Source organism: Ruegeria sp. O6 (genome assembly GCF_056535045.1).
Window position 1 is genome coordinate 71,476 of sequence record NZ_JBQERM010000011.1, and the last position, 13,056, is coordinate 84,531.

At 57.4% G+C, this 13,056-nt stretch carries 12 protein-coding genes and 1 tRNA gene; 7 read left to right on the top strand and 6 right to left on the bottom strand.

Annotated elements, in window-relative coordinates:
• Nucleotides 1-87: 87 nt before the first annotated feature.
• Nucleotides 88-1,083: an NAD(P)-dependent oxidoreductase gene (locus ACR0DY_RS14465; RefSeq protein WP_480484275.1), complete on the top strand. Its 996-nt coding sequence runs from the start codon at nucleotides 88-90 to the stop codon at nucleotides 1,081-1,083.
• 178 nt (nucleotides 1,084-1,261) lie between these two features.
• Here the strand turns inward: ACR0DY_RS14465 and ACR0DY_RS14470 are convergent.
• Nucleotides 1,262-1,335: transfer RNA gene (locus ACR0DY_RS14470), tRNA-Cys, on the bottom strand.
• A gap of 224 nt (nucleotides 1,336-1,559) precedes the next feature.
• On the opposite strand from ACR0DY_RS14470, the gene ACR0DY_RS14475 reads away from it, so the two are divergent.
• The 3 genes from ACR0DY_RS14475 (at nucleotide 1,560) to ACR0DY_RS14485 (ending at nucleotide 4,588) form a co-directional block, all read left to right on the top strand.
• On the top strand, nucleotides 1,560-2,213 hold the full coding sequence (locus ACR0DY_RS14475; protein WP_480484220.1) for a protein-L-isoaspartate O-methyltransferase family protein: 654 nt from the start codon (nucleotides 1,560-1,562) through the stop codon (nucleotides 2,211-2,213).
• Nucleotides 2,214-2,307: 94 nt separating this feature from the next.
• Nucleotides 2,308-3,726 (top strand): TolC family outer membrane protein, encoded by a 1,419-nt coding sequence (locus ACR0DY_RS14480; RefSeq protein ID WP_209503355.1) that lies wholly within the window; start codon nucleotides 2,308-2,310, stop codon nucleotides 3,724-3,726.
• A gap of 73 nt (nucleotides 3,727-3,799) precedes the next feature.
• On the top strand, nucleotides 3,800-4,588 hold the full coding sequence (locus ACR0DY_RS14485; RefSeq protein ID WP_480898569.1) for a hypothetical protein: 789 nt from the start codon (nucleotides 3,800-3,802) through the stop codon (nucleotides 4,586-4,588).
• Nucleotides 4,589-4,591: 3 nt separating this feature from the next.
• Here ACR0DY_RS14485 and ACR0DY_RS14490 read toward each other — a convergent pair whose 3' ends face one another.
• Complete coding sequence (locus tag ACR0DY_RS14490; RefSeq protein WP_480898572.1) at nucleotides 4,592-6,049, bottom strand: cobyric acid synthase; 1,458 nt, start codon at nucleotides 6,047-6,049, stop codon at nucleotides 4,592-4,594.
• A 156-nt stretch (nucleotides 6,050-6,205) separates the two neighbouring features.
• The gene (locus ACR0DY_RS14495) at nucleotides 6,206-6,526 is read right to left on the bottom strand and encodes a DUF6280 family protein (protein ID WP_037310273.1); all 321 of its coding nucleotides are present in this window, start codon (nucleotides 6,524-6,526) and stop codon (nucleotides 6,206-6,208) included.
• 219 nt (nucleotides 6,527-6,745) lie between these two features.
• Here ACR0DY_RS14495 and efp point away from each other — a divergent pair, with 219 nt between their 5' ends.
• Nucleotides 6,746-7,309, top strand: coding sequence for an elongation factor P (efp, locus tag ACR0DY_RS14500; protein WP_209503361.1), 564 nt, complete (start codon nucleotides 6,746-6,748; stop codon nucleotides 7,307-7,309).
• Nucleotides 7,310-7,362: 53 nt separating this feature from the next.
• On the opposite strand, the gene ACR0DY_RS14505 is transcribed toward efp, so the two are convergent.
• Nucleotides 7,363-8,304 carry an ABC transporter transmembrane domain-containing protein gene (locus ACR0DY_RS14505; RefSeq protein ID WP_480517610.1) on the bottom strand — a complete coding sequence of 314 codons (942 nt, stop codon included), beginning with the start codon at nucleotides 8,302-8,304 and terminating at the stop codon, nucleotides 7,363-7,365.
• A gap of 106 nt (nucleotides 8,305-8,410) precedes the next feature.
• Complete coding sequence (ygfZ, locus tag ACR0DY_RS14510) at nucleotides 8,411-9,154, bottom strand: CAF17-like 4Fe-4S cluster assembly/insertion protein YgfZ (RefSeq protein ID WP_480898575.1); 744 nt, start codon at nucleotides 9,152-9,154, stop codon at nucleotides 8,411-8,413.
• Between the two features lie 73 nt (nucleotides 9,155-9,227).
• Here ygfZ and ACR0DY_RS14515 point away from each other — a divergent pair, with 73 nt between their 5' ends.
• Nucleotides 9,228-9,902, top strand: a complete 675-nt coding sequence (locus tag ACR0DY_RS14515) for a TIGR04283 family arsenosugar biosynthesis glycosyltransferase (RefSeq protein ID WP_480898578.1) — start codon at nucleotides 9,228-9,230, stop codon at nucleotides 9,900-9,902.
• A gap of 1,007 nt (nucleotides 9,903-10,909) precedes the next feature.
• Nucleotides 10,910-11,749, top strand: coding sequence for an EamA family transporter (locus ACR0DY_RS14520; RefSeq protein ID WP_480546512.1), 840 nt, complete (start codon nucleotides 10,910-10,912; stop codon nucleotides 11,747-11,749).
• Nucleotides 11,750-11,777: 28 nt separating this feature from the next.
• Here ACR0DY_RS14520 and ACR0DY_RS14525 read toward each other — a convergent pair whose 3' ends face one another.
• Nucleotides 11,778-12,749 carry a UDP-glucuronic acid decarboxylase family protein gene (locus ACR0DY_RS14525; RefSeq protein ID WP_480546514.1) on the bottom strand — a complete coding sequence of 324 codons (972 nt, stop codon included), beginning with the start codon at nucleotides 12,747-12,749 and terminating at the stop codon, nucleotides 11,778-11,780.
• Nucleotides 12,750-13,056 lie beyond the last annotated feature (307 nt).

Genomic DNA, 13,056 nt, shown 5'->3' on the forward strand with positions numbered 1-13,056 from the left:
TGTCAAGCGGTTCGCGCGCAACAAATAAGCCAAGGTGAAAAAAGCGACCTGTAGGCGTCGTTCGGCGGCATGAAGTGCGTGTTCGGTATGTGGTCGCATGACGGGAAAACGACGAACTTGGAGATGCGTCATATGAAAGTGGGATTTATCGGTCTGGGTAACGTTGGCGGCAAGCTTTCGGGATCCCTTTTGCGCAATGGCATTGACCTGACTGTGCATGACCTGAACGCAGATCTGGTGGCCGAATTTGTCGCCAAAGGCGCAAAGGCGGCAGAAGGGCCCGCCCAGCTGATGCGCGATTGCGATGCGGTGATCACCTGTCTGCCGTCTCCGGCAGCATCGGACGCAGTCATGAAGGAGATGTTGCCCGAAGTGGGCCCCGGCAAGATCTGGATGGAGATGTCGACCACAGACGAAGCCGAAGTCAAACGCCTCGGTGCCGAAGTCATTTCACGCGGCGGTGCAGCTGTGGATTGCCCGGTTTCTGGCGGGTGCCACCGTGCCGCGACGGGCAATATCTCGATCTTTGCGGGCTGTGACCGGGAAACGTTTGAACGAATTCTGCCGTTCCTGACGACAATGGGCCGCCGGGTTTTGCACACCGGCGAGCTGGGCTCGGCCTCGGTGCTGAAAGTGATGACCAACTATCTTGCCACTGCCAACCTGATTACCTGCGCCGAAGCACTGGTTACAGCAAAGGCTGCGGGGATGGATCTGAACACGACCTATGAGGCGATCAAAATCTCGTCCGGCACATCCTTCGTGCACGAAACCGAAAGTCAGGTCATCCTGAACGGGTCGCGCGATATTTCCTTCACCATGGATCTGGTGAAGAAGGATATCGGTTTGTTTCAGGAGGTCGCCGACCGCGCCGGGGTGCCGCTGGAAATAAACCCGGTGATGATCAACATCTTTAACGATGGTATCGCACGATATGGCGAACGCGAGCTTTCACCAAATATTATCAAACGGCTGGAAGAGGCAACCGGCCTGGATATCACCGCCCCGGGCTTTCCAGCCGAAATGACGGATGATGAACCGGAAGAGCCGGGATACGAGGTTGTGCCACAAGGGCGCGCCTGAGGGTAGGGCAAACACCAGACTACATCGCGCCCCGTGAACGAGCAGGGGTAGGCAGGTGTTCCGAAAAAACACGCCATATCTGGCCCGCAGTTCGACAGAATCGCGGGCCATGAACGTCTGAAAATACCAAGCGTCACACGCGCATACTGCGGGGCCAAGTCAGCGATTTGGATGTAGTTGGAGGCGAGTACCGGAATCGAACCGGTGTACACGGATTTGCAATCCGCTGCGTCACCACTCCGCCAACTCGCCTTTTCAAGTAAAATCAAATACTTGCTGTGGTGTGACTGGGTTTTTAACAGCTTTCCTCTGGGGCGTCCAGTGGATTGCGCGCGAAATTGCCGGCAAGATCGAAATTTGCCGAAGTCCACGCCCAAGGAGTTGATCAAGATTCAGGTTGCGGCAACAGGGGCGTTGCTGGAAGGTTCAGGATATGGCACAAGCCGGACATCTTTGGGAATGAGACGAGATATCCAATGACTGACTTCGCAGCCCGGCGCCGCACAATGGTTGATACACAGATCCGCCCCTCTGACGTCACCAAGTTCCCGATCATTGAGGCGATGCTGAGTGTTCCGCGGGAAAGCTTCGTGCCCGATTCTCAACGCGAGGCGGCCTATGTGGACGGCCTGATTGATCTGGGGGACGGGCGCAGCATGTTGGAGCCGCGGACCCTGGCTAAAATGCTGGACGCGCTGAACATATCCAAGGATGAGATGGTCCTCGATATCGCTCCGGCAATGGGGTATTCCACGGCTGTCACCGCGCGGATGGCTGAGTTGGTTGTGGGTGTTGAATGCGACGAAACCCTTGCAGCCGAGGCGCAAAACCTCTTGGCCGAAGCTGACGTGCACAACGCCATCATCCACGTTGGCGCGCTGGAACAGGGTGTGGCGGAACACGGCCCCTATGATGCGATCATGGTGCAGGGCGGTGTCGAGCAGGTGCCCGATGCCCTGTTGGATCAGCTCAAGGACCACGGTCGGATCGTGTGTCTGTTTGTCAAGGGCAACCTGGGTACCGTGCGGATCGGTCGAAAAACCGGTGGTCGCGTCAGTTGGCGTGATGTGTTCAATGCCAATGCGCCGGTTCTGGAAGGTTTTTCGGCAGAGTGTGCATTTTCGCTATAGTCCGCCGATAGATTTTTCTATCACCTTGATTAGTTGAAAAGAAGGCCGCAAACTGCCTGCAGGGCAGTGTAATTTCGTTTGAGAGGATTTTGGTATGCGTGGTTCGGCGACAGGTAAGCTGGTCAGGGCGTTTGCTGTGACCGCAGGACTTGCCATGAGCGTGATGCCAGGGCGTGCAGCGTGGGCAGACAACATAACGGATGCGTTCATCGGCGCGTATAACACCAGTGGTTTGCTTGAGCAGAACCGGGCGTTGCTGCGCGCGGCGGATGAAGATGTGGCCATTGCGCTTTCCGCGTTGCGGCCAATCATCAACTGGACCGTGCAGGTCAGCCAGGATTACACCCGGTCGCGGGTCAATAACGTCGTGACGACAAACGAACCGTCGCGGTTCTTTTCGGGCCTGACGCTGAGCCAGCTTTTGTATGATGGCGGCGCGTCTGTACTGGGCAAGCAGTCGGCGCAGGAAACGGTGCTGTCTACCCGGCAAACCCTGATTGATATTGAACAACAGGTTCTTATTCGCGCAGCAAATGCCTATCTGGGCGTCCTGTTGCAGGAAGAGACCGTGGCGATCCGCCAGAACAACGTGGATGTGTCGGCAGAGGAACTTAGGGCGTCGAATGACCGCTTCGAAGTGGGCGAAGTAACCCGGACGGACGTCGCATTGTCCGAAGCGCAGCTGGCAAGCTCTCAGGCGGATCTGGCTGTGGCACGTGGCGAGTTGAGCATTGCGCAGGCCGAATACGTGAATGCAGTCGGAAAGGCACCGGGGCGAACGGCTGGTCAGCCGAGCCTGCCCAATCTGCCGCGTTCCGAAGCAGAAGCTGTGAATCTGGCGCAGCGCAACCACCCGGCCATTCTATCGGCTCAGCATCAGGTCAGGGCGTTTGATCTGGTCGTGCAGCAACAGCGGGCAAACCTTGGGCCGAATGTCAGCCTTAATGCCGATGCTGGCGTGTCCGAGCGCTATGACAACAATGACTATGTGAACGACGCAACCGTGTCGCTGAACTTCACACAACCTATCTACGCGGGTGGCCGGTTGGCGGCAAATGTCCGCCGCGCAATGGCCAGCCGGGATGCCTCGCGTGCGAATCTGCTGAACGTTCAAAAGAACATCACGCAGGGTGTTACCGACCGGTATGCGGCGTTTCAGGCGGCCAGCGCCAGTCTGAGGGCGTCAACCGAGCGCGTTAACGCCTCGCAGGTGGCGTTTGATGGCATCCGGGAAGAGGCAACTCTGGGCGCGCGAACAACTCTGGATGTATTGAATGCACAACAGGATTTGCTGGATGCACAGCTGGCAGAAGTCGCTTCGCGCACCGAACGGTCGCGGGCTGCCTATCAGTTGTTGCAGGCGCAGGGCCTTCTGACAGCCGAGCGTCTTGGGCTGGCGGTGCAAATCTATGATCCGACTTTGTATTACAATCTGGTCAAAAATGCGCCGGCACAGGTCAGCAAGCAAAGCAAGGATCTGGATCGCGTTCTCAAAGCATTGCGCCGGGACTGATCGCCAATACTATCTGTTGTGAGGCGCGGATTGTTTGGCTACACTCGATCCAAGGATAGAGCGGTAGAGAACAATGTCTGATAATGTCGTGAAAGCAGGGATCGAAGACGTTCTGTCTTCGGTCAAACGTCTGGTCAGTGAAGACAGTCGTGATAAAACCGTCGCGGATCAAACGACTAAGGCACGCAAGCCGGGGCGGCTGGTGCTTACAGATGCTTTGCGGATCAGCACACCAGATCAATTGGGGGTGATTCCCGCTAAAGCTGTATCAGAAGCCGAAGTTTCAGATGCTGCGAAGCCGATGTTGCTGCGCACCTGCGATATCGTTCAGACGGGTCAACCCGCGAACGCCGACCGGGACAAGCCAGAAACAGCCGAGACGAAACGCGCCGCGGCAGATGATGCAACAAGCAGCCTGAGTGCAAAGATCGAAGCGCTGGAAGCGGCCATTGCGCAAACAGAAGATCAGTGGGAACCGGACGGTGACAGCCAGGATGCATATTCGGGCACACCGTCGCACGCGCTGCCATGGGATGTCGAAGAAGAATTTGCCGCTGCGATGTCGATTGATACTGCCGGTGGCGAAGAACCAGACGCGGTTCAGCAGGACGAAGACGCACCTTATCAGGCGGAATTCATCCGGTCGTCTCAGGCTGTTGTGTCTGATGCTGATGCCGAAGAACCTGATTCCAACGAAAATGTCAGGACGATCGACATGGATGAAGACGCTCTGCGCACCCTGATCGCAGAGGTTGTCCGCGCCGAGCTGCAAGGAACGATGGGTGAGCGGATTACACGAAATGTGCGCAAGATGGTCAGGCGAGAGATCGCCCGCGTTCTTGCGGCTCAGGATCTGGAGTAACTCTCAGCCACGGTGCGGAGGCTGCGCGAGGCTGAGCAGCAGGTCAAGGTCCATGTGGCGCTCCAGATGATCGGCCAGATCGTTCAGCGCCTGCTCGACGCCGTCCTCATAGGACAGGTCCGAGGTCACGCCTAACGCTGACAAATACCGCGCCCGGAATGCGTCGGACGAAAAGATACCGTGCAGATAGCTTCCCTTGATCCGCCCGTTTGCGCTGGCCGCGCCTTCAGGGCGGCCTTCGACCTCAAGCCATGCATTGGTGCAATCCGGCCCGTTTGTATGGCCCATGTGGATTTCGTATCCGGTGACTGGCTCTCGGTCCGGCAACGCATGGGCCGTACGCAGGACAACTTGCTTTTGTCCTCCCATGACTGTGTCCACATCCAGCAACCCCAACCCGTCGACCTTACCCGGTCGACCGTCTACGCCATCGGGGTCGGAAATGGTCTTGCCCAGCATCTGAAAGCCACCACAGAGACCCAGCACATGCCCGCCGCGCCGAACATGACCGTACAGGTCGATGTCCCAGCCTTGTGCACGGAAATAGGCCAGATCTCCGATGGTGGATTTGCTGCCCGGTAGCAAAACCAGATCGGCATCGCCCGGCAATGCGCGTCCGGCCGGAATGATCTCGACACTCACACCGGGTTCGGCCGACAATGGATCAAGGTCGTCGAAATTCGCCATCCGTTCAAGCTGTGGCACAACAACCTTGCAGGTGCCGCCTGTGTGAGAGCGGATGTCCATCATATCTTCGGCCGGAAGTTTCCAGGCGTCATGAAACCACGGCACGACCCCAAGACAGGGCCACCCTGTACGAGAGGCAATATCATCGCGTCCTTCGTCAAAAAGGGACACATCGCCCTTGAACCGATTGACGGCGAAGCCCCGAATTCGCGCAAGATCGCCGTCGTCCAGAACCGCCTGAGTGCCGACGATCTGTGCGATCACACCGCCGCGGTGAATGTCGCCGACAAGTATTACAGGTATGTTCGCAGCGCAGGCAAAGCCCATATTGGCGATGTCACCCTTGCGCAGGTTTGTTTCGGCCGGGCTGCCCGCCCCTTCGATCAGAACCAGATCCGCGTCGTTGCACAGCCGGTCAAAGCTTTCCAGTGCGGCGCTTAGCAGCCTGGATTTATCCTTGCGGTAATCACCGGCTTTCATGGTGCCCGCGCGCTGCCCCTGAACAATGATCTGCGCGCCGGTATCTGTTTCGGGTTTCAGCAATACAGGGTTCATATCGGTATGTGTCGCCCGCCTTGCCGCCCGTGCCTGAAGGGCCTGCGCGCGACCGATTTCCCCACCGTTTTCCGTAACAGCAGCATTGTTCGACATGTTCTGCGGCTTGAAGGGCGCAACCCGAAGACCTCGCCGTGTGAAAGCTCGCGCAAGCCCTGCCACCAGAACGGATTTTCCGACATTGCTGCCGGTACCTTGAATCATGATGGCGCGAACCATGGATTGTCTCCTACCTGTCAAGGCGCAGATGACCTGATTTGGGCGGGCAGGGGAAGCCCCGAACTCACCCTGACGCCCGGGATAGTGGTGGGATACGCATAGAAAAACGCGCTCTGATGGCAGAGCGCGTTTTTTCTGAGTTGAAACAGCCTTGGATCAGGCAGCTTCAGCCTGCTGAGCGGCATTGCGACGCTCGCTTTCTTCACGCGACAGCGCGACCGAGGTCCGCACGCCACGGCCAACGAACTCCATCAGTCCGCTGACAACCCGCTCGTTCGGGTCGATTCCCGCGCAAGACAGCACTTCGCGTCCATCGCGCGAGCGCGCCCAACGGGCGATTTGTTCCGGGCCATTGCCATACTTCTTGTCATCGGCAATGGCGTCATCGAGTGCGGCCAACACAACGGCCGCGAAAAGTTTGCGAGCACGATTGCCTTGTTCGTTGTTAAAGGCAGTGCCGTCAACGAAATCTCTCATCTCGTCTTCCTTGTTTTTCTTGCTCTTGCAATTTTCGGCGTGACGGTCCTTATGACCGATAAAGTGCGATTCGGATACAGCTAATATGCATAGTTGCGTTGCGTCACTTGCATATCTCGCTGCACGTGCAGCACTAGGTTTGGTTGTCTTGTCAGGTATGTTCCCGCCAGATATAGGAGGCGCAACTGACGCATCAACCGTTTGTGAAGGAATTATGTAATGCCCAAGATAAATGGGAACGAAATTCGCCCCGGCAATGTGCTTGAGCATAACGACGGCCTTTGGGCCGCGGTCAAGGTTGACCATGTGAAGCCCGGAAAAGGCGGCGCTTTCGCGCAGGTCGAGCTGCGCAACCTGCGCAATGGTTCGAAACTGAACGAACGGTTCCGCTCGGCTGACAAGGTTGAGCGTGTGCGCCTTGAACAGAAGGATCAGCAGTTCTTGTATGAAACCGATGGCATGCTGGTCTTCATGGATGCCGAAACATACGAACAGATTGAATTGCCAGCGGATTTGCTGGGCGAGCGTCGTCCGTTCCTTCAGGATGGCATGACGATTGTTGTCGAATTCTACGAAAGTGAAGCGCTGAACGCGACGCTGCCGCAGAAAGTGACCTGCAAGATTGTCGAAACTGAGCCGGTCGTAAAAGGTCAGACCGCCGCGAACTCGTTCAAGCCTGCAATTCTGGACAATGGCGTGAAAGTCATGGTGCCGCCGTTCATCGGTCAGGATGAAATGATCATCGTGAACACCGAAACGATGGAATATTCCGAACGCGCGTGACGTTTCGTCGCTTTTAATATCAGACCGCGCAGACAGCCGCTGCGCGGTCTTTTTTATGCACTGTTGCGGTACCGGTAATGCGCGGGGTCCGGGCCGAATAGTTCCAACATAAGTTCGTATTTGATGCGGTTGGCACTGACTTGTCTGTAAAAGGCGATCAGGAACGCGGTCGGGCCCTGTATCCGACCAAGCCCGCTGGTCGCGGCCACCACTGTGCCGACATCGGTTTTGCCGTGCAGCACCAGATAACCGCCCAACATCAGAATACCGACGGTTCCGGCGCCATTGATCACGCTCAACAGGAACTTGGCCGAAAGCTTCCAAAGAAACATGCGCCGTCGTGTGTCATAGATGTCGTCGAACAGGGCATTGATATCCCGCTCGACGGCATCGATATCCTCGGTGGTCAGCCTATCAGTGGCGCTGCGCAAAAGGCGGACGCGTTCGGCGACGAACGTGTTCACTTTGCGTTGCGACACCAGAACGATAATGATCTGCGGAACAATCATGGAAAACGCGATAAGGCCAAGGCCTGGCTGCGTTGAGGATATGTACCCGATCACGCTGATCAGCGTTCCGACCTGAACCACCGGGTCCGAGAATGCGCCCCCGGCAAACTTGCCCAACTCCTCGGCTTCGGCCGAGATGGCGGTCGTCATGGTGCCCTTGCGCAGGTTTTCACCCGTTTCTTTCAGGTCAGTAGCGCGCCAGAGCAAGCGTTGCCGGATCAGCCGGATCATGTCTTCGCCCAATATCCCTGCGCGAAAACCCAGAACCCATTTCAGGGCGAGGCTCAGCAGGATGACAATCATCATGCCGATGCCCAGCAGAACCAGCTTTTCGACGTGAAGATCATTGGACGTAAGGTGGTTGACGATATCGCGCTGAAATTCAAGCGGAACAGCGGCAAGCGCCGCAATGGCAATGGATAACAGGATGAGGATAATCTGCCGCCCGGCGCTGGCGCGCCAAATCGCGGAATAAAGCTGAAACATGCGGGTATCCGTGTTGCCCCTGTGCCGACACATTGGCAGGGCTGGGTAACGGGTTCAAACCTTATGAAACATACGGCGGATAAGGCCGTGCCGATTTGGCAACAAGTTACGCTTGGTCCGTCAGGCGAACCACGACGTCTTCGGCCAGCATGTCAGCACTCGCACGGTCAAAGCGCAGATACGCGATTCCTTGGCCGCCTGATTGCGTGAACAGGGTGCCGACGGGTTTGCCGTTTGCGGTAATCTCAGTCCCCGCCGGAACCGATCCTTCGACAAAGACCCGCCGCAAGCCTTTGCGCAACTCGGTCTTGTGTTTCATGCGCGCAGTCACTTCCTGACCGACATAGCAACCCTTTTTGAAATCCACACCATTCAGCGCCTCGAACCCGGATTCGAGGATATAGCTGTCTGGCGTAAGTTCGACCCCAGCCTCGGGGATGCAGTGTCGAACGCGCAGCGCGTCCCAGTCAGTTCCGTCATCGCCATCTGGGGCTGTCGAATAGTCACGCCAACCCATATCCGCGTGACGGGGGTCGGGCAGGGCGGTGTCCGGTGCTGGACCTGTGCCGCGCTGCAGATGCAGATCCGTGCCTTCGATCACCACATCCGCACGGAGTTTGTACATGTTCAGGCGCTTGATCAGGTCATCTGCAAGTGGCTCGGCCACGTCCAGCAGTACCCCAACGTCATCGCGTTTCAGAAAGAAATCTGCCAGATACTTGCCCTGTGGTGTAAGCAGTGCGGCATAGACCAACCCATTGCCCAATCCCTGAACGTCATTGGTTACAAGATCCTGCAAAAAGTTTTCGGTGTCCGAGCCAGTCAGGCGCAGGATGCGGCGGGTGGGCATGGCTTGGTCCTCGTCATTGCCTTTGGCCTCGTGATATAGGAAGTCTCGCAGCCAAGACCAGAGGTTATCGGACGTGCCCGCACCCCTCACTGTAGTGATTCCAACCTTGAATGCCGCCGATTCCTTGCCTGCGTGCCTTGAAGCCCTGATGGAAGGGGTGCATTCCGGGCTGATCCGGGACCTGATCGTCAGCGATGCAGGCTCAACTGACCAGACGTTGAGAATAGCAGAAGATGTTGGCGCGCATGTCATTAGAGGTGAGCCATCGCGCGGCGGTCAATTGCGCCGGGGGTGCGCGCATGCTGATGGAGACTGGCTTCTGATCCTTCATGCAGACACCGTGTTGCAAGAGGGATGGGCCAAGAGCGTAAGCGCCCATCTGCCATCCAACGCACCAGCGGCGTTTCGGTTGGCTTTTCGCGCGCGTGGGCTTGCGCCAGCCTGGGTGGCCGGATGGGCCAATTTGCGCAGCAGGCTGTTCGGTTTACCGTACGGAGATCAGGGGTTGCTGGTTCCGCATGAGGCCTATCTGGCGGCTGGCGGGTATCCGGACCAACCCTTGATGGAAGATGTGGCGCTGGTGCGCGCATTGCCACGGATCAAGATACTCGGGTCGCATGCCTTTACGAGCGCGGAGCGCTATGAACAGGCAGGTTGGTTTCGGCGGAGCACGCGGAACTTGTGGACACTTCTGCGCTATTTTCTGGGAGTTGATCCACAGGTGTTGGCGCGGGGCTATCGGCGTTGAGCTTCGTACGTAACTCGACCAAAGATTTTCCCAATCGAAATGGGGCCGCAAAGCTAACAAGACAAAGCGCCACGATTTGCAGCACCAGAATATGGGCGTTGGCCTGCAGGTATTCCCATTCGTTTTTCAACTTGCCGACCTGCTCGATCAGGTCGTCATAGCTTTGTGCCAGGATCTGATAATCTCCGGCAATCGCGGGCACCTTACGGCGCATGTTGTCGATGGCTACCTGAGTTTTGTCGTCCAGGGACGTGAATACGAGGAACTGGTCGATATCGAAAGCATCGGCTTTGGCCGTCATATCCCGTAGCTCGTCCATTTCATCTTTGCCCTGACTTCCGAACAGGAAGTGCAGGCCCTGCAGGGGGGCCACTTCGTTGGTTACGGCGATGAACAGGGGCAATTCCGAGTTGCTGGCAGTTGATGCCGACAGGAATTCAACCTTGTCGCAAAGCACTGCCGTATCAGGATCGTAAGCAGGGTCGCAGAAACGCAGACGAAACCGTGCGGCATCCCGGTCGAATGCCAATGTTGCGGCGTAGGCCACATCAATCTGGCGATCCAGTCGCGAACTGTCCGACGTGTAAAGCCCCGCCAGAACAGCCACCAATGCGCCGATGCCACCCAGCACGACCCAGACCAGATCGGCCAGTTTCCATGCCCTGTGCCCTGCTGGCTTGCGGAACAAAAAGGCGGTGCCGATCGATCCTGACAGAAAAAACAGGATTAGCAGGGGCAATTGGTTGTCTGTCACAAAACTCATGTGCCCGATCTTAGAACGTGATGCGCGTCCTGCAACCGGGATCACGTGCTGTTGTAACTTCTTACCGGGCACAAGGGTGCGGGACGAGACCGGAAACGGCTTGCGGACACGTCCCCAACAGTGGCGGTAATTTGACCACTGGAATCCGGCTTGACAAAAATCCCGGTTTTGGCAGACACCACGCCCAAGTGAAATGGGGCCAAAGACCCTTTTTACGCACGATTTCTGCGGGAAAGGTTCGGGTATGACCCTGTTCGTCATTCTGATTATTCTGTCGGCGGCGCTGCTGCATGCCGTATGGAATGCCATCGTGAAAACGGCAGCGGACCGCACCACCATGCTGGGTCTGGTCGCGTTGGGTCAGGTCTTGCCGGCGGCGGTAATGGTGATGGTCCTGCCGTTGCCGAACACGCAGAGCTTTGTCTATATCCTGCTCTCGACCGTCGTGCATTTCGGCTATTACTTCATGCTGGGCAAGGCCTACCAGCATGGCGATCTGAGTGTGGTTTACCCCATAGCACGCGGGATTGTTCCGGCACTGGTCTCGCTTTGGGCGATGGTGCTGGTGGGCGAAGTTCTGCCCTGGCAGGCCTGGGGCGGGATCGCCCTGATCGCAGTTGGCATTCAGCTGAGCAGCTGGGCGGCGCTGCGTTCGGGCGTCGGGCGCAGCGCGCTGGGATTTGCGCTGGGAACCGGGTTCTGCATTTCGATCTATTCGGTGGTTGACGGGATTGGGGTGCGGCTGTCAGGCAATACGCTCAGCTATTGGGCGTGGGGGGCCTTTCTGCACCTGTTCATTGCAGGGTTTATCGGGGTCAGGAAACGCACCACCCTCAAAGACCTGCCAGTCAGAATATGGATGACGGGCCTTTTGGGTGGGCTGGTTTCGATGACAGCGTATGGTCTGGTGCTTTACGCCAAGAACTTTGCGCCGCTTGGGGCGGTTTCGGCCCTGCGGGAAACCTCGGTCATCTTTGCGGCGCTGATCGGGTTCATTTTCCTGAAAGAAGGCAACTGGATGCGACGCCTGGGCGCCGCGGTCCTCATGGCGATTGGCGTCGCGCTGATCGGCACGGCGGTCTGATCCGGTCCCCGAGCCATGGCAAGACGCGTTATCCGGCTGCGCCTTCTGACTGAAGCGTCCGGAAATACCGGATCGTTGCGTCCAACCCTTCCTTCAGCTGTACTGTGGGTTCCCAGTTCAGCAGGGTCCGCGCCAGCGTGATATCGGGCTGACGTTGTTTCGGATCGTCCTCGGGCAACTCTTTGAAACTGATAGGGGTTTCCGCGCCAACAAGCGCCTGCACCTCGCTGGCCAGCTCGTTCATCGAGAATTCGTTGGGATTGCCCAGATTGACCGGGCCGGTGACCTCCTTGTCGGTGTCCATCAGGCGGACGAACCCTTCGATCAGATCATCCACGTAGCAGAATGACCGGGTCTGCGTGCCGTCGCCAAAGATCGTGATCGGCTCACCCGTCAGGGCCTGCATGATGAAATTCGACACAACGCGCCCGTCGGCGGGGTGCATTCGGGGCCCGTAAGTGTTGAAGATGCGGGCGACCTTGATCTCAAGCCCCATCTGACGGTGATAGTCGAAGAATAACGTCTCGGCACACCGCTTGCCCTCGTCATAACAGGACCGCGGCCCAACCGGATTGACGTTGCCCCAATAGTCTTCGGTCTGCGGATGGATCGTCGGGTCACCGTAGACCTCAGACGTCGAAGCCTGAAATATCTTGCATTTCAGACGTTTCGCCAGACCCAGCATGTTGATCGCGCCGTGAACGCTGGTCTTGGTCGTCTGCACCGGATCGTGCTGGTAATGCACGGGCGAGGCGGGGCAGGCGAGGTTGTATATCTCGTCCACCTCGACGAACAGCGGGAAGGTCACATCGTGGCGCATGAACTCGAAGCGCGGGTTGTTGTGCAGATGGTCGATATTGCGCTTGGTGCCGGTGAACAGGTTGTCGACGCACAAAACCTCATGCCCCTGATCCAGAAGCCGGTCGCACAGATGCGAGCCTAAAAACCCGGCCCCACCGGTTACGAGAACACGTTTTCGACTGTCATAAAGGCGGGCCATTGCAAATCCTTAATCGTTAAATCCAAGCCAGCTTGTCACGGGGAAGCCGGGTGTTGGTTTGATTAGTAAACCGAAGGGATTTGAATTGCAGTAGATTTTGGTTTTTTGAGGGCGCGTGTGGTGTTGTGGTGTCTTCCGCCCCGTCAATGCTTGATGCAGAGCATCAAGCACGCGCCCGACCCGCCCCCGTTTTGCCGAAGGCAAACTTGCGGTTTGACGGCGTGCGCGTTCCGCACCCACCTTCGGGCCAGGCGCGATGGTTGTGGCAAAGTAGGATGGGTGTTTACTCCCATCTTGATGCCGGACT